Annotated in this window: 20 protein-coding genes; 10 read left to right on the top strand and 10 right to left on the bottom strand. The window is 63.7% G+C overall.

Annotated elements, in window-relative coordinates:
* Window positions 1–93: 93 nt before the first annotated feature.
* The 4 genes from OOJ09_RS17140 to OOJ09_RS17125 form a co-directional block, all read right to left on the bottom strand.
* Window positions 94–2,553 carry a GcvT family protein gene (locus OOJ09_RS17140; RefSeq protein WP_269906311.1) on the bottom strand — a complete coding sequence of 820 codons (2,460 nt, stop codon included), beginning with the start codon at window positions 2,551–2,553 and terminating at the stop codon, window positions 94–96.
* A complete protein-coding gene (locus tag OOJ09_RS17135) occupies window positions 2,550–3,731 on the bottom strand; it encodes a pyridoxal phosphate-dependent aminotransferase (protein ID WP_269906310.1) in 1,182 nt (393 codons plus the stop codon). The genes OOJ09_RS17140 and OOJ09_RS17135 overlap by 4 nt, the downstream gene beginning before the upstream one ends.
* Window positions 3,731–6,184, bottom strand: coding sequence for a GcvT family protein (locus tag OOJ09_RS17130; protein ID WP_269906309.1), 2,454 nt, complete (start codon window positions 6,182–6,184; stop codon window positions 3,731–3,733). The genes OOJ09_RS17135 and OOJ09_RS17130 overlap by 1 nt, the downstream gene beginning before the upstream one ends.
* Window positions 6,185–6,279: 95 nt before the next feature.
* On the bottom strand, window positions 6,280–6,876 hold the full coding sequence (locus OOJ09_RS17125; protein WP_269906559.1) for a helix-turn-helix domain-containing protein: 597 nt from the start codon (window positions 6,874–6,876) through the stop codon (window positions 6,280–6,282).
* Between the two features lie 171 nt (window positions 6,877–7,047).
* Here OOJ09_RS17125 and OOJ09_RS17120 point away from each other — a divergent pair, with 171 nt between their 5' ends.
* Window positions 7,048–7,752: a nitroreductase gene (locus OOJ09_RS17120; protein WP_269906308.1), complete on the top strand. Its 705-nt coding sequence runs from the start codon at window positions 7,048–7,050 to the stop codon at window positions 7,750–7,752.
* Window positions 7,753–7,796: 44 nt separating this feature from the next.
* Here the strand turns inward: OOJ09_RS17120 and OOJ09_RS17115 are convergent, their stop codons facing one another.
* The 6 genes from OOJ09_RS17115 to OOJ09_RS17090 all read right to left on the bottom strand — a co-directional run bounded on the left by OOJ09_RS17115 (window position 7,797) and on the right by OOJ09_RS17090 (window position 15,179).
* Window positions 7,797–9,239, bottom strand: a complete 1,443-nt coding sequence (locus OOJ09_RS17115; protein WP_269906307.1) for an MFS transporter — start codon at window positions 9,237–9,239, stop codon at window positions 7,797–7,799.
* Between the two features lie 291 nt (window positions 9,240–9,530).
* Entirely contained in the window at window positions 9,531–10,118 is a 588-nt protein-coding gene (locus OOJ09_RS17110; protein ID WP_269906306.1) for a sarcosine oxidase subunit gamma, read from the bottom strand.
* Window positions 10,111–13,119: a sarcosine oxidase subunit alpha gene (locus tag OOJ09_RS17105; protein WP_269906305.1), complete on the bottom strand. Its 3,009-nt coding sequence runs from the start codon at window positions 13,117–13,119 to the stop codon at window positions 10,111–10,113. Before OOJ09_RS17105 ends, OOJ09_RS17110 begins: the two co-directional genes overlap by 8 nt.
* Entirely contained in the window at window positions 13,116–13,412 is a 297-nt protein-coding gene (locus OOJ09_RS17100) for a sarcosine oxidase subunit delta (protein WP_269906304.1), read from the bottom strand. The genes OOJ09_RS17105 and OOJ09_RS17100 overlap by 4 nt, the downstream gene beginning before the upstream one ends.
* Before the next feature lie 89 nt (window positions 13,413–13,501).
* Window positions 13,502–14,761, bottom strand: a complete 1,260-nt coding sequence (locus tag OOJ09_RS17095; RefSeq protein WP_269906303.1) for a sarcosine oxidase subunit beta — start codon at window positions 14,759–14,761, stop codon at window positions 13,502–13,504.
* A gap of 31 nt (window positions 14,762–14,792) precedes the next feature.
* Window positions 14,793–15,179 carry a hypothetical protein gene (locus OOJ09_RS17090; protein ID WP_269906302.1) on the bottom strand — a complete coding sequence of 129 codons (387 nt, stop codon included), beginning with the start codon at window positions 15,177–15,179 and terminating at the stop codon, window positions 14,793–14,795.
* On the opposite strand from OOJ09_RS17090, the gene OOJ09_RS17085 reads away from it, so the two are divergent.
* From OOJ09_RS17085 to OOJ09_RS17045, 9 genes are all read left to right on the top strand, one after another.
* A complete protein-coding gene (locus OOJ09_RS17085) occupies window positions 15,162–17,447 on the top strand; it encodes a mechanosensitive ion channel family protein (RefSeq protein WP_269906301.1) in 2,286 nt (761 codons plus the stop codon). The two genes, OOJ09_RS17090 and OOJ09_RS17085, sit on opposite strands and share 18 nt — an antisense overlap.
* 220 nt (window positions 17,448–17,667) lie before the next feature.
* Complete coding sequence (locus tag OOJ09_RS17080) at window positions 17,668–17,931, top strand: hypothetical protein (protein ID WP_269906300.1); 264 nt, start codon at window positions 17,668–17,670, stop codon at window positions 17,929–17,931.
* Between the two features lie 227 nt (window positions 17,932–18,158).
* Entirely contained in the window at window positions 18,159–19,592 is a 1,434-nt protein-coding gene (locus OOJ09_RS17075; protein WP_269906299.1) for a UbiA family prenyltransferase, read from the top strand.
* Window positions 19,593–19,594: 2 nt separating this feature from the next.
* Window positions 19,595–20,947 (top strand): FAD-binding oxidoreductase, encoded by a 1,353-nt coding sequence (locus OOJ09_RS17070; RefSeq protein WP_269906298.1) that lies wholly within the window; start codon window positions 19,595–19,597, stop codon window positions 20,945–20,947.
* 124 nt (window positions 20,948–21,071) lie between these two features.
* Window positions 21,072–21,503: an EamA family transporter gene (locus OOJ09_RS17065; protein WP_269906297.1), complete on the top strand. Its 432-nt coding sequence runs from the start codon at window positions 21,072–21,074 to the stop codon at window positions 21,501–21,503.
* Window positions 21,500–22,507 (top strand): NAD-dependent epimerase/dehydratase family protein, encoded by a 1,008-nt coding sequence (locus OOJ09_RS17060; RefSeq protein ID WP_269906296.1) that lies wholly within the window; start codon window positions 21,500–21,502, stop codon window positions 22,505–22,507. The genes OOJ09_RS17065 and OOJ09_RS17060 overlap by 4 nt, the downstream gene beginning before the upstream one ends.
* 103 nt (window positions 22,508–22,610) lie before the next feature.
* On the top strand, window positions 22,611–24,041 hold the full coding sequence (locus tag OOJ09_RS17055; RefSeq protein ID WP_269906558.1) for an aspartate aminotransferase family protein: 1,431 nt from the start codon (window positions 22,611–22,613) through the stop codon (window positions 24,039–24,041).
* Between the two features lie 23 nt (window positions 24,042–24,064).
* Window positions 24,065–25,297 (top strand): hypothetical protein, encoded by a 1,233-nt coding sequence (locus OOJ09_RS17050; RefSeq protein WP_269906295.1) that lies wholly within the window; start codon window positions 24,065–24,067, stop codon window positions 25,295–25,297.
* Window positions 25,294–26,052 (top strand): FkbM family methyltransferase, encoded by a 759-nt coding sequence (locus OOJ09_RS17045; RefSeq protein WP_269906294.1) that lies wholly within the window; start codon window positions 25,294–25,296, stop codon window positions 26,050–26,052. The genes OOJ09_RS17050 and OOJ09_RS17045 overlap by 4 nt, the downstream gene beginning before the upstream one ends.
* The last annotated feature ends 94 nt before the right edge of the window (window positions 26,053–26,146 follow it).

The following is a 26,146-nucleotide window of genomic DNA, read 5'->3' as shown; positions in this document are numbered from 1 at the left end:
GGTCTCGTAGGGCGCTACCCCCCACCCCGTCTCGCAATCTCCGCTTTGCTCCGACTGCGAGCCGACCCTCCCCACCAGGGGGAGGGTAAGGCGCTACATCCTGGTCCGCTCCGCCTTCGGATCATACATCGGCTTCAACGATGCTTCGGCGGCAAAGCGCTCACCGGCGATCTCGATCTCGTAGGATGAGGCCAGCACCTCCGCCTCGCTCTCGCCCTGGCACGGCACATAGCCCAGCCCGATGGCGCCGCCGAGGTGATGGCCGTAATTGCCCGAGGTGATCGGGCCGACGATCTTGCCGTCGCGCAGGATCGCCTCGTTGTGGAAAAGCAGCGGTTGCGGGTCCTTCAGGCGGAACTGGACCAGCCTGCGGTTCAATCCGGCTTCCTTCTTCCGCAGCACGGCATCACGGCCAATGAAATCGCCCTTCGCCGTTTTCACCGCGAAGCCCAGGCCGGCTTCCAGCACATCGTCCTCGTCGGTGATGTCGTGGCCGAAATGCCGGAAGGCCTTTTCGATGCGGCAGGAATCCAGCGTGTGCAGGCCGCAAAGCTTCAGGCCGACATCCGCCCCCGCCTCGTCGATCGCCTCGAAGACATGGGCGGCCTGGTCGGTCGAGACATAGAGCTCCCAGCCGAGTTCGCCGACATAGGTGACGCGGTGCGCACGGGCCATGCCCATGCCGATCTCGATTTCCTGGAACGTGCCGAACGGGTTGGCTTCGTTGGAGAAATCGTTCGGGCTGACCTTCTGGATCAGCTTCCGCGCGTCCGGTCCCATCAGGCACAGCACGCTTTCGGCCGCCGTCACATCGGTGATGACAACAAATTCGTCGGCCAGGTGCTTGCGCAGCCATGCCAGATCGCGCCGCAGCGTGGCACCCGGCACGACGAGGAAGTAGGCGGTTTCCGACAGCCGCGAGACCGTCAGGTCGCTCTCGATACCGCCGCGCCGGTTGAGCATCTGGGTGTAGACGATCTTGCCCGGCGCAACGTCCATGTCGTTGGCGCACAGTCTTTGCAGGAAGGCGCAGGCATCGCGGCCCTCGACGCGGATCTTGCCGAACGAGGTCATGTCGAACAGGCCGACGCCGTTCCTGACCGCAAGGTGTTCCTCGCGCTGGTTGTCGAACCAGTTCTGCCGTTTCCACGAGTAGCGGTATTCGCGCTCTTGTCCCTCACGAGCGAACCAGTTGGCGCGCTCCCAGCCGGCGACCTCGCCGAACACGGCGCCACGGGCCTTCAAATGCTCATGCAGGGGCGAACGCCTGACATTCCTCGACGTCGCCATCTGGCGATAGGGGAAATGGTCGGCATAGAGCAGTCCGAGCGTCTCCGAGACGCGCTCCTTGAGATAGCGGCGGTTTTTCTGGAACGGCTGGGCGCGGCGGATGTCGACTTCCCACAGGTCGAAGGGCGCTTCGCCGTCATTGATCCACTGCGCCAGCGCCATGCCGGCGCCGCCGGAAGAGACGATGCCGATCGAATTGTAGCCGGTCGCCATCCAGTAGCCGGACAGCTCGGGCGCTTCGCCGAGATAGTAGCGGTCGTCCGGCGTAAAGCTTTCGGGGCCGTTGAAGAAGGTATGGATGCCGGCTGTCGCCAGCATCGGCATACGGTTGACGCCCATTTCGAGGATGGGTTCGAAGTGGTCCATGTCTTCGGGCAACTGGTCGAAGCAGAAATCCTCGCGGATGCCGTCCATGCCCCATGGTTTCGCCACCGGCTCGAAGGCGCCGAGCATCATCTTGCCGGCATCTTCCTTGTAGTAGGCGCACTCGTCGGGAACGCGCAGGACGGGCAAGCGGGAGAGGCCGGGGATCGGCTCGGTGACGAGATAGAAATGCTCGCAGGCATGCAGCGGGATGGTGACGCCGTTCTGGGCGCCGAGTTCGCGCGCCCACATGCCGGCGCAGTTGACGACGATATCGGCCTCGATCATGCCTTGGTCTTCACCTTGCGCCCACGACACGCCGGTGACGCGGCCGGCCTTGGTATGGACCTTGGTGACCTTCACATTCTCGACGATGGTGGCGCCGCGCTGGCGTGCGCCCTTGGCCAGCGCCATGGCGATGTTGGCGGGGTCGCATTGTCCGTCGAGCGGCAGATGCACGGCGCCGACCACGTCGGACACATTGAGATGCGGGTACATCTGCTTGACTTCATTGGGCGAAATCTCGCGCACGTCGACATTGAAGGCACGGGCGAGAGACGCCTGCCTATAGATCTCGTGCTTGCGCTCCTCGGTCAGCGCCACGGTGATCGAGCCGACCTGGCGCATGCCGGTGCCGACTTCTGTCTCGGCTTCCAGCTTGACGTAGAGGTCTGCCGAATATTTCGCCAGCCGCGTCATGTTCTGCGAGCCGCGCAACTGGCCGATCAGGCCGGCGGCGTGCCATGTCGTGCCCGAGGTCAGCTGCTTGCGTTCCAGCAGCACGATGTCGGTCCAGCCGAGCTTGGCGAGGTGATAGGCGACCGAACAGCCGGAGACGCCGCCGCCGATGATGACGGCGCGGGCTTTGGTGGGGATGGTTTTGGGGGCAGGGGTGTTCATGCGGCCTCGCGGCGATAGCTGGAAACAAAGCGTCGCAGCCGCAGCGCTGCTTCCCGCAGCACGGGCTCGGGCTGACAGAGGCTGACGCGGATGTGGCCGGCGGCCGCCTCGCCGAAACTCGAGCCGGGCATCACGCCGACCTTTTCCTTGTCGAGCAAGGCGAAGGCGAATTTCTCGTCGTCGGATTCGACGGCTGATATATCGAGCATGACATACATGCCGCCCTCGGAACCGCGAACGCTGACATTGTTCATGCCGCGCACGGCATCGAGGAAGACGGTGCGGCGCGCCGCATAGCGTTCGGCGATCTCCTTGACGCCATAGCCATTCTCCAGCGCCTCGGCACAGGCGATCGAAATGAAGGCCGGCAGGCCGTAGGTGGTCACAAGATTGAGATTGACCAGTAGCGTGATCATCTCCTCCGGACCCGTCAGCCAGCCCATGCGCCAGCCGGTCATGCCGTGGCTCTTGGACATCGAATTGATGACCAGCGTGCGCTCGGCCATGCCGGGCAGCGAGCGCGGCGAGACATGCTCGCCGCCGCCCAGCGTCCAGTAGACCTCGTCAGAAAGCAGCCAGAGATCGTACTCCCTGCAGATTTGCGCCAGCTCTTCCAGCCGCTGGCGCGAATAGACCGCGCCCGTCGGGTTGTTCGGCGTGTTGATCAGGATGGCGCGGGTGTTCGGCCGAATTGCCGCGCGGATCATGTCGGCGCGCGGCTGGAAGCCGTCCTCGGCGGGCGTCTCGACCACGGTGAAATCGGCGCCGGCCGCACTGAAGGTGTTGGGATAGGTAGCGTAGTAAGGCGCCACCACGATGGCGTGGTCGCCCTGGTCGAGCACGGCCTGCACGGCGGCATAGAGCGCGGCCTGCCCACCCGGCGTGGCGATCACCTGGTTGGGGTTGGTCGCAACGCCGGTGCAAGCGGTCGAGGCTGCCGCCATCGCCTTGCGCAGGCGCGGCAGGCCGGGAAGCGGGGTGTAGTGGTGATTGCTGCCGCGAACCGCGGTCACGCAGGCTTCGATCGTTTCCGCAGGCGTGTCGAAGTCGTGGTCGCCGACCGAGAGCATGATGATGTCCTCGCCGGCTTCCTTGCGGGTCCAGGCTTCGAAATGGACTTCCCAGCCATCCTTGCCCGAGGGCACGATGCCGGAAATGCGCGATGATGGTTTTGGCATCAGGCTCTCAGCCTCTCGTTCTTGGGATCCCACAAAGGTTCATCCTTCTGCACGACCGCCTTGAAACGGTCGCCGAAGATTTCGACCTCGACTGATGTGCCGGGCTCGGTCAAATCCATGCGCAACATGCCGAGCGCGATCGACTTGTCGATGCGATGCCCCCAGCCGCCGGACGTCGTCTCGCCAACAATCTGTCCGCCATGCCACAGCGTCGACATGTAGGGCGCGTCGCAATCGCCGGGATTTTCGACAACCAGCGTGACGAAACGCTTCTTCACACCTTGCTGTTTCTCGTTCTGGAGCGCCGCCTTGCCTCGGAACTCGGGCTTGTCCCATTTGACGAAGCGCTCCAGCCCGCCCTGCAGGATCGAATAGTCGGTTGAGAGGTCGCCCTTCCAGGTGCGGTAGCCTTTTTCGAGCCTGAGTGAGTCCAGCGCGTACATGCCGAACGGTTTCAGCCCGTGCTTCTGGCCAGCGGCGCAGACAGCGTCGAAGATGGCGGCGGTGTCGTCGACCCTGGTGTGGATCTCCCAACCGAGTTCGCCGGCGAAGGACACGCGCACAAGCTTCGCCCAGCGGCCGGCGATCTTCGTTTCCTGATGCGTCAGCCATGGCAAAGCGAGGTCGGCTTCGCAGACGTCGGCGAGGATTTTTCGCGAGTTTGGACCGGCCAGGATCTGGGTGGAGAATTCCTCGGTCCGGTCGATCAGCTTGAAGGCCGCATCCCTGGGCATGCGCGATTTCAGCCATTCGAAATCGTGCCATTGCGCGACCGCGGCGGTGATCAGCGTCATCACATTCTCGTCGTGGCGCACGACGGACATTTCGGTGACGATGCGGCCCTTGTCGTCGGCGAAATAGACGAGGCCAATGCGGCCGGGCTTGGGCACCAGGCCGGTGACCTGCAGGCCCAGCCATTCGGCGGCACCCGGACCCTCGAGGTTGAAGCGCGAAAAGCCCGGCAGGTCCAAAATGCCGGCCGCGTCGCGCACGGCGAGGCACTCTTCGCGCACGCGATGGTGCCACGGCCCCTCGCGGCGGAAGGTCAGCGTGGCTTCCTCGGAGATGTCGTCGCCGTCCTGCGCGTACCAGGTGGCGCGCTCCCAGCCATTATAGGCGTCGAAGCGGGCGCCGAGCGCCTTGATGCGGTCGTGGATCGGCGACAGTTTGCGGTCGCGACCCTCCGGCCAGGCGTGGCGTGGAAACTGGATGGCATATTCGTTGCCGTAGATCTCCATGCCCTTGGCGACGCAGTAATCGGGAGCCGATGCAAACGAGGTGAAGCGGCGCGGATCGCACGACCACATGTCCCATTCGGTCTGGCCTTGCGTCACCCATTCGGCCAGCACCTTGCCGGCGCCGCCGCCCTGGGCAATGCCGAAGGTGAAGACGCAGGCCTCGAAGGCGTTGGGGACGCCCGGCATCGGGCCGATCAGCGGATTGCCGTCCGGCGTGTAGGGGATCGGGCCGTTGATGACCTTGGACAGGCCTGCCGTGCCCAGGATCGGCACGCGGGCGACAGCGTCGGCCAGATAATGCTCCAGCCGGTCGAGATCGTCGGGGAATAGCTGGAAGGAAAAGTCCTCCGGCATCGGATCGTTGTGGGTTGCCCAATGCGCGCGGCAATTGCGCTCATAGGGGCCGAGATTCATGCCGTTCTTTTCCTGGCGCAGGTAGTAGGAGGTGTCGACATCGCGCAGCAGCGGCAGTTTTTGGCCCTGTTCCCTGGACCAGGCGGCCAGCTCGGGGATCTCCTCGAACAAGATGTACTGATGGCTCATCACCATCATCGGCACGTCGCGGCCGAACATTCGGCCTACTTCGGCGGCGCGGTAACCGGCGGCATTGACGACGATCTCGCAGCGGATCTCGCCTTGTGCCGTCTCGACCACCCATTCGTCGGCCTCGCGGCGCACGCCGGTGACCGGGCAGAAGCGGATGATCCTGGCGCCCATGTCGCGCGCGCCCTTGGCCAATGCCTGGGTGAGCTGCGCCGGATCGATGTCGCCGTCGCTCGGATCGTACAGCGCGCCTTTCAAATCATGGGTTTCGATAAAGGGATAGCGGCGCTTGATCTCGTCGACGCCGACGACGTCGATGTCCATGCCCTGATAGCGGCCCATGCCCTTGGCGCGCTGGAATTCCTGCATGCGCTCGACCGAGTGGGCGAGCCGCAGCGAGCCGGTGACGTGATAGTTCATGGGATAGTCGACCGCTTCGGCCAGGCCGCGATAAAGCTCGGTCGAATAGCGCTGCATGTTCATCAGCGACCAGGACGAGGAGAAGGTCGGCACATTGCCGGCGGCATGCCAGGTCGAGCCGGAGGTCAGCTCGTTTTTTTCCAGGAGCACGCAGTCGGTCCAGCCCGCCTTGGCGAGATGATAGAGCGAGGACGCGCCGACGGCACCGCCTCCGATGATCACCACGCGCGCCGTGCTCGGCAAACCGGCCATGTTCTTCTCCCATACCTTCAGCGCGCTGCGCTTTCTTTTTTGTTTTGATGCATATCGTTGGCCAAAACCGCCGCGCGCTTTTGGGCGACATGCATTCAATAAACCGGCGGCGAAACCACCCAGATGACAACCGCCGGATCGGCACCCGGATTGCGCCAGCGGAAAGGCTTGCCCTCGAAGCGAAAGGAGTCGCCTTCGCCGAGCCGATGCCAGATGCCGGCAATTTCGATGTCGAACGTTCCGGACGCGACGTATCCGGCCTCCTCGGTCGGCCGGCGTGCCTCGATCTTCAGCTCCGCGCCCGGTGCGAAGACCGAACGCAGCATCTCGAAGCTACCGCCGAGATCGGGCGACAGAAGCTCCTCCACCAGTCCGGATTCGCTTGTGCCAAGCGTGCGCCGGCTGCCGGCGCGCACGACCACGCCGCGCTCGCTTTCGACAGGCACGTCATGGCTGAAGAACAGGCTGACCGGCACGCCGAACAGTTCGGCGAAGGCTCTGAGGTCGCTGAGCGATGGCGCCGAGAGGCCACGCTCGACCTGGCTGACCCAGCCGACCGAACGGCCGAGCTTCAGGCCGATCTCCGCAAGCGTCAGCCCGCGCGCCTTGCGCAGTGCCCTGATATCGCCGGCCAGCACACGTTCGTCAGGCCCCTGCAATGTTCGCGCGGTAGGTGAAGGCAAAACGCTCACTTCATGAAAAAGAACGGTCAAATTTCATGAGAAATCAAGCTCATGAAAAAATCAAGTAGATTTTCACAGATGCTCAAGATTTGCTTGCACGATTTTGATGGTTCATGCAAAGGCTCGGCCGCGAGCGGCGAGTGGGGACGTCCGATCGAGACAAAGGGTAAGGGACGGCCCATGCTGGAGAATAACCCCGGAATCGCGGGTGATGCCGAGATCGTCGACGAAGCGATCCTGTCGCGCCGCTCGGTGCGGGCATTCCTGCCCGACATGGTCGATGACGATACCATCCGAAACATTCTGTCGGTTGCGGCCCGGGCTCCATCGGGCACCAACATGCAGCCGTGGAAGGTCTATGTCACCAAGGGCGAGACCAAGCAGCGGATCACCGACGCCATTCTCAATTCCGGCATTCGCGCCGAAAAGGCCGACTGGGACGAGTACCGCTACTATCCCACCCAGTTCTTCGAGCCCTATCTGACCCGCCGGCGCGCCAACGGGTTCGGCCTCTATGGCGCGCTCGGCATCGGCCGCAGGGAGGTCGACAAGATGCGCGCCCAGCACGACCGCAACTTCGTCTTCTTCGACGCGCCGGTCGGCATGATCTTCACCATCGACCGCCGGCTCAACCAGGGCTCATGGATCGACTACGGCATGTTCCTGCAGAACATCATGGTGGCGGCGCGGGGCAGGGGCCTGCACACGTGCCCGCAAGCGGCATTCGCGCCCTATCACCGGCAGATCAGGCCGGTGCTCAACATTCCCGACGAGGAGATCGTCGTTTGCGGCATGGCGCTTGGCCATGAGGACACGTCCAAGCCCGAAAACGCCTTCCGCACCGATCGCGTGCCGCTGGAAGAGTGGGTGTCGTTCAGCGAGTAGCCAGCTTGAAGTAGCACCGGCCTGACGGACCAAGTCTGGCTGCTCTACTCCGTGTTCATCTGCGCGCCATGGCCGCTGACATGCGCGCCGTCCTGCGGTGTCAGCTTGAGGTAGGCGAGCAGCGCGCACAGCGTGATGACACCCTCGATCCCGAACAGGATCCTGAAGTCATTGGCCACGGCCGGGCCGCCTCCGGCCAGGAACGACAGTGCGGCGGCAGCGAGGCCGACGCTTATCGCGACCGCCAGTTGCCACAATATGTAATAGAGCGCGCTGAAGCGGGCGAGTTGCTCGGGAGCGATGTCGGAATAGGCGAGGTTGCCGGTCGAGGCCCATTGCGCGGAGCGGAAGACGCCGAAGACGAAGATGTAGGCAAGCACGATCCAGACCGGTGTGGTCGCCTGCATCAAGGCGAAGCCGGCCACCATGGCGGCGACGATCGGCGTGTTGAAGACCAGCACGCGGCGAAAACCGAACCGGTTGAGGACGCGCGGCATGAAGAAACGCATGATCACCGAGCCGACTGCCGCCACGAAGGTGAGCGATCCCGCCTGCACCGCGCTCATGCCGAAGCCGAGCTGGAACATCAGCGGCAGCAGGAAGACGACGGAGCTGAGGCCGATCGTGTCCAGCCCGCCGCCGGTGAGGAAGGAGATGCGGAAGGTGCGGATGCGCAGCAGCTTGAGGTCGAGCAGGGGATTGCGGGCGCGCAAGCAGTAGAACGAGGCGGCCGTCAGGATGAGGATCGCCAGCGCAAGTTCAGCCGCGATCATGCCGCCAGCCGCGTCCTTCGCGGCGAGTGAGTCCATGCCGAAGACCAGCAGCACCATGCCGCCTCCGACCAGCAGGAAGCCCGGAAAATCGAACGGCGTGCGCACGGGCTTGGTCATCGTCGGAAACAGCGAGGCGGCAAGCACAGCCGCAGTCAGCGCGAAGGGCACGTTGATGAAGAAGATCCAGCGCCAGGAGATGTACGTGGTCAGCGCGCCGCCGACGAGCGGGCCGACCAATGGCCCGGACTGGCCGGCCAGCGAGATGTACATGTTGATCCTGAGCGTGCGGCTGCGCGGAAAGGTCGACAGGATGACGACCTGGCCGAGCGTGCCCATCAGCGCGCCGCCGAAGCCTTGCAGCGCGCGGGCGCCGACCAGCATCCAGATGTTGTCGGACAGCCCGCACAGGGCCGACGAGGTGGCGAACACCAGCAAGGCGAAGCAGTAGACGTTGCGCAGGCCGAAGCGGTCGGCGGCCCAGCCGCCAAGCGGCATCGAGATGATCAGGCTGGCGACATAGACGGTGATCAAGAGGCCGAGCTGGCTGGGCGGGCGGCCGAGACTTTCGCCGATGCCGGGCAGCGCCGTCACCACGACATTCTGGTCGAGGCTGGTCATGAAGACGCCGCAGGCAACCGTCAGCGGCAGCAGGAACATGGCTCTGGCCGACACATCGGCGCGATCCGTGGCGCCGGCGGATATTTCTGCAGTCATGGAGATGTTCGAACCAAACGAATGTGCCGACGCTGAGACGGGATTTATCCCTTGGGCCGGCTAGACGGCCACGCTTTGCCACCATGGTCGTCCGCGGCGGAATTCTCTAGCGGCAGAACCGGTTGGCCTTGATGCCAGAGGCAGAGGCGACGCGACCATCCGGCCGCGCCAGTTAGAGCATTTCAGGGAAGCGGTGAGTTGCTCCAACTCCTTGTCTTGACGCAATTCCCAAGGGAAAGCGCTGTGCGCTTTTCCCGGGAAAGCCCGTTTCACACTTTTCCTGGAATTGCTCTATTGCACCTCATAGCCGACTTCCTCGCTGGCATGGCAGAGCGCCTTCCAGAACGAGCGGGCGAACGAGCGAAAGACATAGATGTCGAACTGGTCGGCGCTGGTGCGCTGGATCTGGGCGAAGACGTCGTGATGGGTGGTCGAGCGGCCGGCGCCAACCGGAAAGGCCGGCAGCGCGAAGTCGATGGCGAAGAACTTCGCCAGCACCCATTCGGCCTTCGGCCCGGCAATGCGAATGGCGGTGCGGCCATGTGAAAGATCGGTCACCGTGCCGATGGCCGGGGTTACCACCCTGGCGAATGCCGCGGCCAGTCCTTCGGCTTCGTCGGCGACAGTGAATTTTCCCGGCGCGAAGCCGAACACCGACTTCACACCGTCGCTCAGGCCGCCGCCAGCGCCATCGGGCAGCGCAAGCCCGGTGACGGTGCGAATGCCTGATATCAGTTTCTTCTCCTCGCCCGGCCAGGCGGCAAGTTGCACAATCGAGCCTGGCCGCGTCTCGGTCAGGATGATCTCGACCCCATGCTCGAAATTGCCGTGCGAGCCGACGTGAAACTCCGGCTCAAGGGGGGATTGGCGCTCAACCATGCATGCGGGTCCCTTCCGGATCGAAGAAGTGGTTGGAGACGATCTCGACCGGCCCGAAGCGGTTGCGCAAGGGATCGGAGACATGGGCGCGCGTGCCGCGCCGCGCCTTGCCGCCCTTGACCAGGGCGAGCGCGATATGCTTGCCCAGCGCCGGCGAATAGCAGCAAGCGGTGATGTGGCCGATGGAGCCGTGCGGATTGGCCTCGTCAACCTCCTCGACGATGTGCGCGCCGCCGTTGAGCGGCCGATTGTCGAGTGCGATCAGGCCGACCAGTTCCAGACGGTCAGAAGCGATCAGGCCCTCGCGGTCCATCATCGCCGAACCGATGAACGGCTTCTTCTTCGACAGCATCCAGTCGAGATGCAGATCGCGCGCCGTGGTGCGGCCGTCGATCTCGGCGCCGGTGACATGGCCCTTCTCGATGCGCATGGTGCCCAGCGCCTCGAGCCCGTAGGTAACCAGCCCGAACGGCTTGCCGGCCTCGATCAGTGCTTCCCAGACATGGGTGCCGTGGCCGGCGCCGGAATAAACCTCGAACGCCATTTCGCCGGAGAAGGAGAGCCGGCAGATCATCACCGGCACATCAGCTATCTCGCCGCGCACGATGCCCATGAAGGGCAAGGTGGCGTTGTCGACTGCCGTGCTTGTGACACAGGCGGCAAGGATCTGCCTGGCCTTCGGCCCGCCAATCGCGGCGCCCGCCCATTCGTCGGTCACCGAGGTGACGTGGACTTTCAGCTCTGGCCAGATGACGTCGAGGAAATACTCGAGATGCTGCATCACCTTGCCGGCGTTCGCAGTGGTGGTGGTCATCAGGAAATCCTGCTCGCCAAGCCGCCAGGTGGTGCCGTCGTCGAAGGCGAGGCCGTCCTCGCGCAGCATCAAACCGTAGCGCGCCTTGCCGACGGCGAGTGTCGAAAACATGTTGGTGTAGACGCGGTCGAGGAATGCAGCGGCATCGGGGCCCTGTACGGCAATCTTGCCCAATGTCGAGACGTCGACAATGCCGGCGCTTTCGCGCGTCGCCTTGGCCTCGCGCACATAGGCCTGCTCAACCGTCTCACCGGCATCGCCATAGATCATCGGCCGATACCAGAGGCCGGCGGAATACATGGTCGCGCCATTGGCGACATGCCAGTCATGCATCGGCGTCAGCCGCTCGGGCTTCAGGTCGCCGAAGCGCTCCGCCGCCAGCGAGCCGATCGACACCGGTGCAAAAGGTGGCCGGAAGCGCGTCGTGCCGACCTCGGGGATCGGCTTGCCCAGCGCTTCGGCCATGATGGCAAGGCCGGGGATATTGGAACTCTTGCCCTGGTCGGTCGCCATGCCTAGCGTGGTGTAGCGCTTCAGATGCTCGACCGAGACGAAGCCTTCCCGATGCGCCAGCCGGACATCCTCCGCCGTCACGTCGTGCTGGAAGTCGACAAAGCTCTTGCCCTTGGCCCTGATTTCGAAAACCGGCGCCGGATCGGGATCTCCGGGTACGGCTTCGACGGTGGGCAACGCAGTCGGCGTGCCCGTTGCACCAGCCGCGGCAAGGCCGGCGGCGCGGCCCTCGGCAATGGCCTCAGCCGTCGAAAAGCTGCCGGTGAAGGCGCCGGCGCCAATCCATTGCTGTGTCGGCCATTGCTGCGTCGGCTTCGGCGGCAGGAAGGCCTGACGCGCGGCATTCCATTGCGCCTTTGCGCCGGCCTGGCTGGCCAGGTGGATTGTCGGCGACCAGCCGCCCGACATCAGCAGGCAATCGGCGTGGATGCTGCGCGCATCGCCGGTGAGGGTGCCATTGGCCATGTCGAAGCGCTGCAGCTTGAGGCCGGACAGCGCCCTGCCACCCTCGGTGGCGACGACGGCATGGCCGGCCAGGATCTCGGCGTCGACTTCCTCGGCCAGCTTGCGCATCTCGGCCGAAAGCTCCGGCCGGACGTCGGCGATGGCGACGACCGCCGCACCCGCTTTCTTCAAGGCGACGGCCACCCGATAGGCGCTGTCATTGTTGGTGAACAGCGCGATCCGCTCGCCCGGCAGCACGCCGAACTCGTTGGCATAACGCTCCGCCGCATGCGCCAGCATCACGCCCGGCCTGTCATTGCCCGGGAAGACCAGCGGCCGCTCGAAAGCGCCCGTGGCCAAAACAACAGACTTGGCGCGGATTGCCCAGTAGCGATGGCGCGGCTCGCCCTTGCCGGGCTGCTCCTTGTGGTCGGTGACCCGTTCGAGCGCGGCAAGCGTGTTGTTGTCGTAATAGCCCCAGACCGTGGTGCGCGGCAAAAGCCGGACATTGTCGCGTCCTTCGAGCTGGGCGACGGTGCGCCGGGCCCAGTCGGAGGCTGGCGCGCCATCGATCGTCTCGCCCGACCAGTTGGCCGAGCCGCCGAAACGCGGCTCGAGATCGGCCAGCATGACGCGAGCGCCCTGATCGGCGGCGGCCTTGGCGGCCATCAGCCCGGCGGGGCCGGAACCGACCACAAGCACGTCGCAAAAGGCATTCATGCGCTCGTAGCGGGCCGGGTCCTTCGCCGATCCGGCGCTGCCGAGACCGGCGGCGCGGCGGATGAAACGCTCGCAGACCATCCAGAAGCGTGTGCCTTTGAGCGGGCCGACCACCGGTCCCATGAAGGTCTTGTAGTAGAAGCCGGCCGACAGGAGCTTGCCGCCGAGCTGGTTCACGGCGTTGATGTCCCAGGCAAGCGACGGAAAACGGTTCTGGCTGATGGCCACCAACCCGTCATGGATCTCGACCATGGTCGCCGGGATGTTGGGCTCGCGGACCTCGCCCTTCAGCACCGTCACCAGGGCGTTGGGTTCCTCGACACCCGCCGTCAGCAGGCCGCGCGGGCGGTGGTATTTGAACGAGCGCCCGAAAAGGGTGACGCCCTTGGCCAGCAGGGCCGATGCCAGCGTGTCGCCCGCATGGCCAGTATAGGCCACACCGTCAAAGGTGAAGCGGATGGTTTTCAGCCTGTCGATGCGGCCGCCGGTGTCGGTGCGGCGCGGGCTCACGATTTGCCCTCGGCCTTGCGACGCGGGGTCGAGGTGTGCTCGCCGCGCACGAAGGCGACACTGGAAATCTCATGCGTGAGTGTGTTGCGCACGACCCGCAGATGCGCGCGGCAACCGCCGGAATGCTGCCAGATCTCGTTGTGGTCGCCGGCCGGGTTCAGCCGGTCGTAGACATAGGCGTTCCACGCTTCGAAATTCTGCGAGGCGGGGTCGGGGCGCTCGCGATTGCCGTCACCCTGATAGGTGAACTCGATGACATCGCGAGGGCCGCAATACGGACAGGTGATCAACATTGAATTCTATCTTCTTGTTTGACCGTCATCCGGTCGGAAAGCCGGTTTTCCACTTTCGCTAGGGCGGGTCTTCGGTTCCGGACCATGGTCTAATGCAGCCGCGGATTCGCGCCCTGGCCCTTGTCGTCGATCACCAGACCGCGGTGGAAGCGGTCGAGCGTGAAGGGGGCGTTGAAGTCGTGCGGCTGATCCTTGGCGATGGTCCAGGCAAAGCACCAGCCGGAAGCCGGCGTCGCCTTGAAGCCGCCATAGCACCAGCCGCAGTTGAGATACATGCCGGGCAGGGGACCGGTGGTGATGATCGGCGAGCCATCCATCGACATGTCGCAGACGCCGCCCCATGAGCGCAGCATGCGCACGCGGGCAAGGCCTGGGAACAGCGCCAGCATCTCGCTCATCACTTCGTCGACGATGGGCAGATTGCCGCGCTGGGCGTAGCTGTTGTAGCCGTCGAGGTCGCCGCCATAGACAAGGCCGCCCTTGTCCGACTGCGACATGTAGAAATGGCCCATGCCGAACGTCACGACGGTGTCGATGAAGGGCTTCAGCGATTCCGTGACGAAGGCCTGCAGCACGTGGCTCTCGATCGGCATCGTCTCGATGCCGGCCAGTTGCATGACGCGTCCGGTGCTGCCAGCCACCGCGACGGCCACTTTCTTGGCACGGATGTCGCCGCGCGAGGTTGACACGCCGGTGACGCGGTCGCCATCGCGCAGGAAGCCGGTGACCTCGCAATTTTCGATGATGTCGACGCCACGACGGTCGGCGCCGCGCGCGTAGCCCCAGGCCACCGCATCGTGGCGGGCGGTGCCGGCGCGCCGTTGCATCAGGCCGCCGACCACCGGGAAGCGTGCGCTGTCGGAGATATCGAGCGCCGGGATCAGACGCTTGATCTGCGCTGGCGTCATCAGCTCGGCGTCGACGCCGAGATGGCGCATGGCATTGCCGCGCCTTGCATAGTCGTCGAACTGGGCGGGCGTGTGCGCGAGATTAAGGCAGCCGCGCTGCGAGAACATGACGTTGTAGTTGAGCTCGTGCGACAGGTTCTCCCACAGCTTCATCGAGTGTTCGTAGAAGCGGGTGTTGGCCGGCAGCAGATAGTTCGAGCGCACAGCGGTCGTGTTGCGGCCAACATTGCCGGAGCCGAGCCAGCCTTTTTCCAGCACGGCGACATTGGTGATGCCGTGTTCCTTGGCGAGATAATAAGCGGTCGCCAGCCCATGGCCGCCGCCACCGATGATGATGACATCGTAGGACGCCTTCGGATCCGGCTTGCGCCAGGCCGGCTTCCAGTCCTTGTTTCCCTTGAGCGCGTTCGCGAGCAGCGAAAAGGCCGAGTACTCTGCCATCATTGTCATCCGGTTCGGGCGATGCGGCAGACTATAGGGCAGGCCGCATCCGCAAAGCCAGTATTGCGCCATCGCCTTTCGACTGGCCGACGCCTTTGGCAACGACCCGATGCGACGGCTTGCCCCATGATATGGCCGTCTTTATCAAGGACAGGCTTTTAGACTGTTTTTTGCGCCCGTGAGTCGCCGACAAATCATGCTTTTGAGATTGCTTCGCCTCATTTTGGTTTTGACGCTCGTCGTTTCGGCGTCGCCTTCGTTTGACGCGATGGCGCAAGCGCTCGGCCAGGGCGCGGCCGGATTGATCACCGATCAACAGAAAGTCATCCAGGGCCTGACGGCCAAGACCGACGATCTCGAGAAGAAAATACAGCAGGACGGTGATGACGATGCCACTCTCGTGGATATCCGTCTGCAACTGGAGGATCTGTCGCGGGCGGCACTGACGAGTGCACTGGCGTTCCGTTCGCGCCTCACCGACATCAACAATCGCATCGAGGTGCTGGGCCCGCCGCCGGCGGCGGGCCAGCCTCAGGAGCCCGACATAGTGACGGGCGAACGCCAGGCGCTGGCGTCGGAAAAGGCCGAGATCAACGCGGTCGTCGCCGCCGCGCAGAACCTGTCGATCCGCATCAGCGGGCTGATCGACAAGATCGGCAACATGCGCAGCGAGCTGTTCCGCAATCTGCTCACCAAGCGCTACGTGCTGTCCGATGCGCTAAGCCCGCAGGTCTTTTCGGATGCCCTCGATGAGTTCGGCAATTTCTACAAGGCGGTGTCGTCCTGGCTGAGCTTCGCCTTCAAGTTCAAGTTCCAGGCCATCCTCGCGGCAACCTTCGTGGCACTCGGGTTGGCGCTGGTGCTGCTGGTCGGCGGCCGGCGCCTGTTCGGGCGGGTGTTCGAAGCCGATCCCGCCAACGAAGACCCGTCTTATCTCAGCCGCCTGTCGGTGGCCTTCTGGTCGACATTGCTGCCGACGCTGGCAGTCGGAGCCTTTCTTGGCTCGACCATCTTCTTCTTCAATTATTACAATGTGTTGCGCGGCGACATTGGCCTCTTCCTCAATGCGTTGGCGACGGTCATCGGGGTGGTGTTCTGCGTCAACCGGCTGACCAATGCGGCACTTTCGCCGCGGTTGCCAAACTGGCGTCTTATCCCGGTCGAAACGGGGCCGGCGCGCTGGCTGGTTCGCCTGGCTACCGCCATGGCCGTGGTCATCAGCGTCAACACTTTCCTGTCGGTCATCAACGACAAGATGGGCTCGCCGCTGTCGCTGACCATTGCCCGCAGTTTCGTCGCCACGATCATCGTCGGGATCATCCTGATCCTGATGGCGATGCTGCGACCGTTCAAGGCACACGACGGAAGCTGGCGGCCATGGCCGGCATGGCTGCGTTACCTGTCGCTGGCGCTTGGTCTGTTCACCATCATAACGGCCTTGCTTGGCTATATTGGCCTCGCCCTGTTCGTGTCGCTGCAGGTCGTGGTCACCGGCACCGCCCTGATCACGGCCTATATCGGCTTCCTGTCGGCGCGGGCGATCGGCGAGGAGGGGGCTTTCGCCAACACCTCGGTAGGGCGCTGGCTGTCGGCCAATTCCAGCTACGAGGACACGGCACTCGACCAGCTCGGCCTCGTCGTCAGCGTCGCCATCAATCTGATGATCGTGCTGGTGTTCCTGCCGCTGATCCTGCTGATGTGGGGGTTCCAGCCAGGCGACATCCAGGCGTGGGCCTACAAGCTGGCAACCGGGATCAACATCGGGTCGGTGACGATTTCGGTCACCGGCATCCTGTCCGGCATCGTCGTCTTCATCATCGGCTATTTCCTCACGCGCTGGTTCCAGGGCTGGCTCGACGGGTCGGTGATGGCGCGCGGCAAGGTCGATACCGGGGTGCGCAACTCGATCCGGCTGGCGGTCGGCTATGCCGGCGTTGCCCTTGCGGCGCTCGTCGGCATCTCGGCGGCGGGCATCGACCTGTCCAGTCTTGCGCTCGTCGCCGGTGCTCTTTCCCTCGGTATCGGCTTTGGCCTGCAGAATGTGGTGTCCAATTTCGTCTCCGGCCTGATCCTGCTGGCCGAGCGGCCGTTCAAGGTCGGTGACTGGATCGTGGCCGGCGATGTCAGCGGCACGGTCAAGAAGATCAGCGTGCGCGCGACCGAGATCGAGACCTTCCAGCGCCAGTCGGTGATCCTGCCCAATTCGAACCTGATCAACAATTCTGTCGGCAACTGGACGCATCGCAACAAGCTCGGCCGCATCGACATCAAGGTCGGCGTCGCCTATGGCAGCGACGTCAAGCAGGTCCATACCATCCTGCTGGAGATCGCGCGCAACCATCCGCTGGTGCTGAAGAACCCCGAACCCTTCGTGCTGTTTTCCAATTTTGGCGCGGCCGCGCTCGAATTCGAGATCAGGGTCTTCCTGGCCGATGTGATGAACGGCAACATCGTACAGAACGACGTCCGCTTCGCCGTCCTTGAAAAATTCAACGAGGAGCACATCGAAATTCCCTCGACGCCGCGCGCCGTGGTCGAGATCAAGAAGCCCAAGGCCTGGCCGATCGACGACGACAAGATCGAGGCCGACTTCGCCGAACAGGAACAGGTGAAGGCCGAAGCCGAGGCGGAGAAGAAGCGACTGGCGAAGACGGGGCGCAAGGTGCGCAAGCCCGATCCCGACTAGGCTTCCTGTTGCCTTTTCAGCCATTCGCCATCGGCGCGGATAGCGCGGTGCGAAGGCCGGTCCCGCCGCGCCTTGACCGGCATTGGAGAAGCCAAAGCCGATTGCGGCATGAATGCGGCATTCAGTTGCGGTTCAGCTTCCATCTCATATAAGCTCCCATGCAAAGGCGAAAATGCCTTGCGAAATGCAACAGAGGCGGTGGGAACACCGATATTGCAACATGTGGAAGTCTCTCGTCGCTGCCGTCGCCCTGGTCGCTGCCATCGGCTCGGCCAATGCCGCGAGCGCGGTCAACAAGGACGCCGAGACCCGCACGCTGGTCGTGACGGAGGGCGGCAGCAAGACCGACCTTGCGCTGGCCGCTGGTGAAACCGTCGAGTTCTGCCCCAATGGCTGCTTCGTCACCTTGCCCAACGGCGACCTCGAAGCCCTGACGGGTTCTGAAACGGTCGAGATCTCGGGCGGTGTCGCCCGCATCAAGTAAGTCTCGATGGTATGACAGGAAAGGCCGGGCATTCGCTCGGCCTTTTATCGTTTCCGGTAGCGGTTGTTTAACAATGACGCCGGAAAAACAGCCGCGGCAGCCGCCTGCAACCGGGCGTTTTAACGTTCGCTACGCCATCCCTCGCTATACCAGCTTTCAAGACGCCGAAACGCGGCGCGCAACGAGATTCCGGTTTCCGGATCATACGCTGGCAGGGCAGGACGGACATGGATGCGCGCTCGGACAGGAACGCAATACCGCTTGCGGTCGATCTCGACGGCACGCTGATCGCGACCGATCTGTTGTGGGAAGGACTGTTCATCCTTCTCAAGAAGAATCCGCTCTATATATTCCTCGTGCCTTTCTGGGCCGCCAGCGGACCGGCGCGGCTGAAGCAGGCGATCGCCCAACGCATCGACATCGATCCGGCGTCGCTGCCCTATCGCGAGCCGCTGCTCGAGCGCATTCGCGCCGAGCACGCCGAAGGCCGCAGGATCGTGCTGGCGACCGGCACGCCACGCAAGTTCGCCGACGCCATCGCTACCCATCTCGGCATTTTCGACCGGGTGCTGGCAACCGACGGTCTCGACAATCTCACTTCGGGCAAGAAGCGCGCCTCGCTGATCGCGGCCTATGGCGACGGCGGGTTCGACTATGCCGGCAACAGCCGCCACGACCTCCAGGTCTTCGATGCCGCGCGCGCGGCGATCGTCGTGGCGCCAGACCGTCATGCCGCTCGCTGGCAAGCGACACACGGCGCCGAGACCATGCCGGTGCCGAAGCCGACATTGCGGACCATCATCAAGATGCTGCGCGTCCATCAGTGGTTGAAGAACTCGCTGATCGCGGTGCCGATGGTGCTCTCGCACGAATATTTCAACTCCGACATGATCTGGCAATGCCTGCTGGCGTTCATCTCGTTCAGCGCGGTGGCGTCGGCCATCTATATCCTCAACGATTTCTTCGACCTCGCGCTCGACCGCAAGCACGTCACCAAACGCAACAGGCCGTTTGCGAGCGGCGCCCTGTCGATCCCGTTCGGCCTTGGCTCGATCGTTGTGCTTCTGGCGATCGGCATCGGCACCGGGCTGCTCTTGCCGGTGGAATTCCTGGCCGTGCTCGGCGGCTACATGGTCGTCACCACGGCCTATTCGCTGTCGCTCAAGCGCATGCTGCTGGTCGACGTGCTGACGCTCGCCGGCCTCTACACGATCCGCGTCCTGGCGGGTGCGGCCGCGACCGGCGTCGACGTCTCGTTCTGGCTGCTTGCCTTCTCAATCTTCTTCTTCCTGTCGCTGGCGCTGGTGAAGCGCTTTGTCGAATTGCGCACCACCGCCATTCCGCCTGGCGAGCGCATTGCCGGCCGCGGCTATCGCACCGAGGACCAGGAGATCGTCGCCCAGGCCGGTATGGCCTCGGCCTTCTCCTCGGCGCTGGTTCTGGCGCTCTACATGGACAGTGTTTCGGTGCGCGAGCTTTATCCGCATCCGTGGCTGATCTGGCCGCTGGCGCCGATCGTGCTCTATCTCACCATGCGCGTCTGGATCCTCGCCCGCCGCGACGAGATGCATGACGACCCGGTCGTCTTCATCATCCGTGACTGGCGCAGCCAGATCGTCGTGCTGATCGGCGCGGTGCTGCTGGTCATCGGGGGCTGGTAGGCATGGCTGGCGAACGGCTCCGGAGTTTTGGCCTCGCCACGCCGCCAGCGCCACGGGCGATCGGCGCCGAGGATGGCATTGCGCTGCTGAGGGCAGGCCAGGCCAAGCCGGCGTCGCTGCTGGCTTATGGCAATGGGCGCTCCTACGGCGATTCCTGCCAGAACGAGGCCGGCACGGTCGTCGACATGCGGCCGTTGAACCGTATCCGGGCCTTCAACGCCGAGACGGGTCTTCTCGAGGCGGACTCCGGCGTGCTCCTGTCCGACATCATCGCCCATGCCGCGCCTTACGGCTTCTTCCCGGCGGTTGTTCCGGGCACGCAATTCGTCACGCTCGGCGGCGCCATCGCCAATGACGTCCATGGCAAGAACCATCATCGGCGCGGCACCTTCGGCTGCCACGTCGAGACCTTCACGCTGCTCAGGTCCGACGGAAAAAGCCATCGCTGCTCGGCAACGGACAATCCACGGCTGTTTCGGGCGACGATCGGCGGCATGGGACTGACCGGCCTCATCCTGTCGGCCTCGATCCGGTTGATGCGGGTCCCCTCACTCGACATCGTCGAGAAGGCGACGCCGTTTCGCGATCTTGGCGAGTTCTTCGGCCTGGCCGAGGCCGCCGATCAGGCCAATGAATACGCGGTCGCCTGGATCGACCAGCTTGCCGGCGGCCGCAACAGCGGCCGCGGGTTGCTGTTCACCGGCAATCATGCCGAGCACGGCTCGCATGCCGCCTCGCGCGCCGGCGGCAATCTCTCGATACCGGTCCAGCCGCCGTTCAATGTGCTCAATCGACCGTTCCTGACCGCATTCAACGCCGTCTACCGTTGGAAGAAGGGGCGGTCGACGGCGCCGCGACAGGTCGGTTACCACAGTTTCTTCTTTCCGCTTGACGGCGTGGGCGACTGGAACCGGCTTTACGGGCCGAGAGGGCTTTTCCAGCACCAGAGCGTGATACCGGAAGCGGCCGCGCGCACCGTCGTGCCGGAGCTTCTCGCTGCCGCCAGGCGAGCCGGGCAGGGGTCGTTCCTCACCGTGTTGAAACGCTTCGGCAGCGTCCGCTCGCCGGCGCTGCTTTCATTCCCGCGTCCCGGGTACACACTGACGCTTGATTTCCCCAACAAGGGAGCGGCGACGCTGGCCTTGCTGCGGGAACTCGACCGCATCACGGTCGAGGCCGGCGGCGCGGTCAATCCTTACAAGGACGCGCGCATGCCCGCAGATATCTTCGCTTCGTCCTTTCCCGAATGGCCACGGCTGGAGGCGCTTCGCGATCCCGCTTTCATGTCAAGCTTCTGGGCGCGGACGGCAAAGAAGCTCGACACGCGGCGTGGTGCCGTCGAAGCCGCGGAATAGTTAGAATTTGAAATAATCTTGGTTAGCGTAACGACAATCCTGCGGTTCATTCAAAACATTCTTTTGACTTCACGAAATATTCGCGGGTTTGTAATAGGAAGCGTGAAGGGGTGGCTTGGAAAACATGAAATACATCGTCTTCATTCTCTTTACGGTCATGACCAATGCCGCCGCGCAGCTGATGCTGAAGCAAGGCATGATGTCGCTCGGGCCGATCTCGTTCGAGGGCGTCAACCCGCTCATCAAGCTGTTGCAGATCGTCTTCAGCCCCTGGGTGTTCCTTGGCCTGTGCACCTTCGTCATCTCGATGGCCTCGCACCTCTATGTACTGTCCAAGGTCGAGCTTTCCTTCGCCTATCCGTTCCTCAGCCTTGCCTATGTCGCCGTCGCCATCTTCGCCTATTTCGTCTTCCGCGAGGATCTCAATGGCTGGCGCATCGCCGGCATCGCCTGCATCTGCGTTGGCACGGTGCTGATCGCGCAAAGTGACCGCGGGCATGACGAGGAAACGGCTTCCCTTTCGTCCGACAAGATTCACAGCGAGACCGTTCGATGAGACATGTGATTTTCGGCGGCGACGGTTTCGTCGGCCGCCACCTTGCCCCGAAGCTTGTGGCCGATGGAGAAGAGGTTGTCGTCGCCGACATCGTCAAGAGCGACCTGCCGCACTACCGCAACGTCCGTTTCGTCCAGTGCGACGTGACCGATCCGGCGTCGGTCGCCTCGGTTGGGCTGAAGGCCGACGACATGGTCCACAATCTGTCGGCCAAGATGCTGTCGCCGATCCAGGTGCGCGCCAAGCGGCACGATTTCTTCTTTCCGGTCAACTTCCACGGCACCGAGCACATCATGCTGGCCATGGACAGGGCTGGCGCACCCAAGCTCGTCCACTATACGACCGACATGATCTACGGCCATACGGTCACCCAGCCGATGACCGAAGAGCACCCGGTCGCGCCGCTTGGCGAGTATGGCTGGTCGAAGCAGAAGACAGAGGAACTGGCCGCCGAATGGCGCAAGCGCGGCATGTCGATCTCGCTGTTTCGCCCGCGCCTCATTATCGGCCCGGGCCGGCTCGGCATTCTCGAGAAACTGTTCAAGCTGATCGACTGGAATCTGCCCGTGCCGATGATCGGTTCGGGCAGGAACCCGTATCAGTTCATTTCGGTGTTCGACTGCGCCGAGGCCGCGCGCGCCGCCTGGAAGGCCGGTGTGCCTGATGAGGCCTACAATCTGGGCTCGCTCAACCCGCCGCCGGTGAAGAAATTGCTCGGCGACCTGATCCGGCATGCCGGATCGAAGTCGATCCTGCTGCCTACGCCAGGCTGGGCGGTCAAGCGCACGCTCGACCTGCTCGATCTCATGAACATGCCGATCATGGACCCGGAGCAATATCTGATCGCCGACGAGGAGTGCGTGCTCGACGTCTCCAAGGCCGAACGCCAGCTCGGCTGGGTGCCGCAGTATCGCGACGAGGACATGCTGATCGCCGCCTACAGCGAGTACCGCGCCAAGAAGGCCGGTCACGCCGTCGCCACCCAACATGTGCCCGCCGAATAGCGGGCTCGCAAACAGTTTCGTTGCGCACGATCCTGCTCGTGCGCGCAGACAGGAGATTGAAATGACCGTCATGGCCAAGCCCGAGCAGACGAATGCGCGCACCATGGTCAGCGCGCCGGCGCTGTCGCCCGCCACCATCGCCAAGCCCGACCTGATCAGCGTCGAGCAGGCCAAGTCGATGGATGTCGCGCGCATGACCGACCTGTTCAAGGCGCATCTCAATCCTGGCCAGCTGCATTTCATGAAGCTGCTCGGCTTCCACAAGATCAAGATCGAGCGCGCCGAAGGCATGTTCTACATCGACCAGAATGGCCGCAAGATCCTCGACTTCTTCGGCGGTTTCGGTTCGCTGGCCTTCGGCCACAACCATCCGCGTATCCTGGAAGCGCGGAAGAAATTCCAGGAGGAGAAGCGGCAGGAAATCGCCATCGCCTTCATGTCGCAATATGCGGCGGCACTTGCGCACAACATTGCCAAATGCTCGCCGGGCGATCTCGACATGGTGTTCCTCGGTTCGTCCGGCTCCGAAGCCATGGAAGCCGCGGTGAAGCTCGCCGAGCGCGCCGCCGGCCCGAAGCGGCCGAAGGTCGTCTATGCCGAGAATTCCTTCCACGGGAAGACCAAGGGCGTGCTGGGCATTACCGACGGCCAGCTCTATCGCGCCGACTTCAGGATGGCGGACAACACGGTCCGCATTCCCTTTGCCGACATCGAAGCGGTCGAGCGCCTGTTCCGCTCCGACCCGGAGGTCGGCGTCATCGTGCTCGAAACCATCCAGGGCGGCGGTGGCATCATCCAGGCGGCTGCCGAATACTGGCAGAAGCTGCGCGCACTGTGCGACCAGTATGGCGTGCTGTGGGTCGCCGACGAAGTGCAGTGCGGCTATGGCCGCTCGGGCCGCTTCTATGCCTTTGAGCATTACGGCGTCATCCCCGATGTGACGGCGCTGGCCAAGTCGCTTGGCGGCGGCAAGGCGGCGGTCGGCGCGATGATCGCCCGGCGCGAGGTCTACATGAAGGCCTATGGCACGCCGAAGACGGCGATGATCCATGCCATGGCCACTTTCGGAGGCATGGGCGAGGCCTGCGTCACCTCGATCGAGGCGCTCAACGTGCTCTATGACGAGGGGCTGATCGACAACGCCGCCGTCACTGGCGACTATCTGCTGCAGCGGCTGCAGGCGCTCAAGGACAAATATCCCAAGATCATCAAGGACGTGCGCGGCAAGGGTTTCATGGTCGGCCTGGAGTTCCATGACTTCTCGCAGACCTTGCCGATGGTGCTGCGCCCGATCGTCAGCGTGCTCGACGACAAGTTGAAGGGCTCCCTGTCGGGTTTTGTCGGCGCGCTGCTGCTGCGCGATTACGACGTGCTCGTCGCCTTCACCGAATACAACCGCAACGTCATCCGGCTCGAGCCGCCGCTGATCTGCCAGCGCGAGCATGTCGACCGTTTCGTCGATGCTCTCGACAGCCTGTTGTCGCGCGGCATCGTGTCGATCGTGAAGGATTTCGTCAAAAGCCAAGTCCGTTAAAGCGAAGTTCGCCGAGCAAGGCCATGCTGACCAAGTCTCCCACCGCGAAAAACCCGCTCGACCGGCTCACCGAGGCCGGTCTGGCATGGGGCCAGGGGACTTATGCGCGGCTGGCCGCGCCGATCGGCGCAGCGGCCTTCGCGCTCTATATCCTTTTGACGGCGTTTACGGCATGGGCGATGCCCGACGCCAACTGGGACATGCTGCCCTATCTCGCGGTCGCCGAGGAGGGAACCTATCCCGATGCGCAGGCGCTGCATGACTACGCCTACAGCACCGTCAAATCAGGTGTTTCGGCAGGCGACTACAAGACCCTGACCGACGATGGCGGCGGTTTCCGCAGCCACATGGCGGACAATGCCGCCGACTTCCACTCGCTGCTTGGCATGTACCGGATCAAGTTCCTCTACGCCGAGATCCTGTCGACGATGAGTTCGGTGATGTCGCCGGTCGAAGCGATGCGGCTCGTCTCCGTGTTCTCCGTCCTGCTGTTCGGCGCGACCGCATTGCTCTGGCTGCGCTCACAGAAGGCGTTGGCGTTGGCGCCGGTGGTCGGCGCTGTGCTGATCATGGCCGATTTCGGCGATGCGGCGCGTGCCTCGACGCCTGACCTGTTGTGTTCGGCGCTGTTTCTCGGCGGGCTCTACGCCTATGTCCGGGGTCGCGAGGCCGCAACCGCGATCTTGCTCTTCCTCGCCTTCATGGCGCGGCCGGACAACATTGTTTTCCTCGCTATTTTCGCGGTGCTGCTGGTCGCGTTCCGGCAGAAGGCTTGGGGTGCGCTGGCCGGCTTTGCCGCTTCCTTCGTCGCCTATTTCGCCATCTCGCACTGGGCCCATCACCCCGGCTGGTGGCCGCATTTGTGGTTCTCCAGCATCGAACAGCACTACAATATGGACGGGTTCGAGCCACCATTCTCGGTCACGGCCTATCTCCGGGCGTTTGCCACATCGCTGCTGCGCGCCGTCAGCCTCAACAGCTGGGTCGGCGTGTCGGTTCTGGCACTGGCCGGCTGGTATGCGGCCGGCCGCGCCGGCTTCCGCCTCGACTGTCGTGCCGGCATCCTGTTTGCGGCGCTGGTGCTCGGCGCGCTGGCGAAGTTCGCCGTCTTCCCGATCCACGACACGCGCATCTATTTCCCGCATCTGATCCCGCCCTTCCTGCTGCTGGCGACCCCGCTGATGGCACTATGGGCAACAGTGGCCCGTGGCCAGCAGCGCGCCGCTTTGCACGTCATTCCTGGAGAGAAGTCATGATTTCCGTATCCAGCCTGGCGCGCATCGCCCTGTCGCTTGGTCTTCCCGAGGGCATACTCGATCGTGGGCCGTCGCTGCGCGGGACAAAGTTCTTGGCCAAGGCGGCGCTGAAGGCGCGCCTCAATGGGGCGGGACGGCCGTTCCAGATGGTCAATGTCGGGGCCTGCGACGGTGCGCTGTTCGACGACGTCACGCCATGGCTGCACCGGATTGCCGGCGCGCGCGCAATGCTGGTCGAGCCAATCCCCTACAATCAGAAACGGCTGCGCGCCAACTATCCCGACACGAGCCGGTTTATCATCGAGCCGGTGGCTGTCACCAAGACGAAGGGGACGATCACCGTCCATACCTTCGATGCCGCCGCGCTCGAGGCGGGTACGCTGCCCATCGAGTTCATAGGCTGCTCGTCGGTCACCGACACCAATCTGATGTCGGGCAAGAATGCCTGGGGCGAGGCCGACGCCAACTTCAACAAGTTCGCGCCGCATCTCAGGGATATCGAGGTGCCATCCGAGACCTTGCAGACCCTTCTTGACCGAAACGGCATCACCCGCATCGACGCCTTCCTCGTCGATTGCGAGGGCGCCGACTGGATCGTCTTCGAACAGCTCGACCTCAAGCGCTATCGTCCCGGCATGATCAAGGTCGAGGTCGGCGCGCTGCCGGCGGTCGAAATCGGCCAGGTCGTGGTCAAGTTGAAGACCGCCGGCTACCAGGTCGGCTTCCAGGCCGAGGACATCTGGGCCTTCGCCTGACAAGCAGCGATTTTTCCGGATCCATATCGGGTCGCGCCGCATCTGCGGCGTGTCGCAAACAGGCGGTAGCGTCGTGCCCGTCGCCTGCATATTG

The sequence above is a fragment of the Mesorhizobium qingshengii genome, from assembly GCF_027563465.1.
Lineage (GTDB): Bacteria > Pseudomonadota > Alphaproteobacteria > Rhizobiales > Rhizobiaceae > Mesorhizobium > Mesorhizobium qingshengii_A.
This window is presented reverse-complemented; position numbering and strand designations above follow the sequence as displayed.

Bases quoted from the DNA above. Each gene is read 5' to 3' on its own strand.
- OOJ09_RS17110 (WP_269906306.1), bottom strand. From the start codon at position 10,118: ATGGTTGAGCGCCAATCCCCCCTTGAGCCGGAGTTTCACGTCGGCTCG.
- OOJ09_RS17080 (WP_269906300.1), top strand. From the start codon at position 17,668: ATGTGGAAGTCTCTCGTCGCTGCCGTCGCCCTGGTCGCTGCCATCGGC.
- OOJ09_RS17055 (WP_269906558.1), top strand. From the start codon at position 22,611: ATGGTCAGCGCGCCGGCGCTGTCGCCCGCCACCATCGCCAAGCCCGAC.
- OOJ09_RS17065 (WP_269906297.1), top strand. From the start codon at position 21,072: ATGAAATACATCGTCTTCATTCTCTTTACGGTCATGACCAATGCCGCC.
- OOJ09_RS17140 (WP_269906311.1), bottom strand. From the start codon at position 2,553: ATGAACACCCCTGCCCCCAAAACCATCCCCACCAAAGCCCGCGCCGTC.
- OOJ09_RS17120 (WP_269906308.1), top strand. From the start codon at position 7,048: ATGCTGGAGAATAACCCCGGAATCGCGGGTGATGCCGAGATCGTCGAC.
- OOJ09_RS17050 (WP_269906295.1), top strand. From the start codon at position 24,065: ATGCTGACCAAGTCTCCCACCGCGAAAAACCCGCTCGACCGGCTCACC.
- OOJ09_RS17130 (WP_269906309.1), bottom strand. From the start codon at position 6,184: ATGGCCGGTTTGCCGAGCACGGCGCGCGTGGTGATCATCGGAGGCGGT.
- OOJ09_RS17115 (WP_269906307.1), bottom strand. From the start codon at position 9,239: ATGACTGCAGAAATATCCGCCGGCGCCACGGATCGCGCCGATGTGTCG.
- OOJ09_RS17075 (WP_269906299.1), top strand. From the start codon at position 18,159: ATGGATGCGCGCTCGGACAGGAACGCAATACCGCTTGCGGTCGATCTC.
- OOJ09_RS17060 (WP_269906296.1), top strand. From the start codon at position 21,500: ATGAGACATGTGATTTTCGGCGGCGACGGTTTCGTCGGCCGCCACCTT.
- OOJ09_RS17135 (WP_269906310.1), bottom strand. From the start codon at position 3,731: ATGCCAAAACCATCATCGCGCATTTCCGGCATCGTGCCCTCGGGCAAG.
- OOJ09_RS17070 (WP_269906298.1), top strand. From the start codon at position 19,595: ATGGCTGGCGAACGGCTCCGGAGTTTTGGCCTCGCCACGCCGCCAGCG.
- OOJ09_RS17095 (WP_269906303.1), bottom strand. From the start codon at position 14,761: ATGGCAGAGTACTCGGCCTTTTCGCTGCTCGCGAACGCGCTCAAGGGA.
- OOJ09_RS17100 (WP_269906304.1), bottom strand. From the start codon at position 13,412: ATGTTGATCACCTGTCCGTATTGCGGCCCTCGCGATGTCATCGAGTTC.
- OOJ09_RS17045 (WP_269906294.1), top strand. From the start codon at position 25,294: ATGATTTCCGTATCCAGCCTGGCGCGCATCGCCCTGTCGCTTGGTCTT.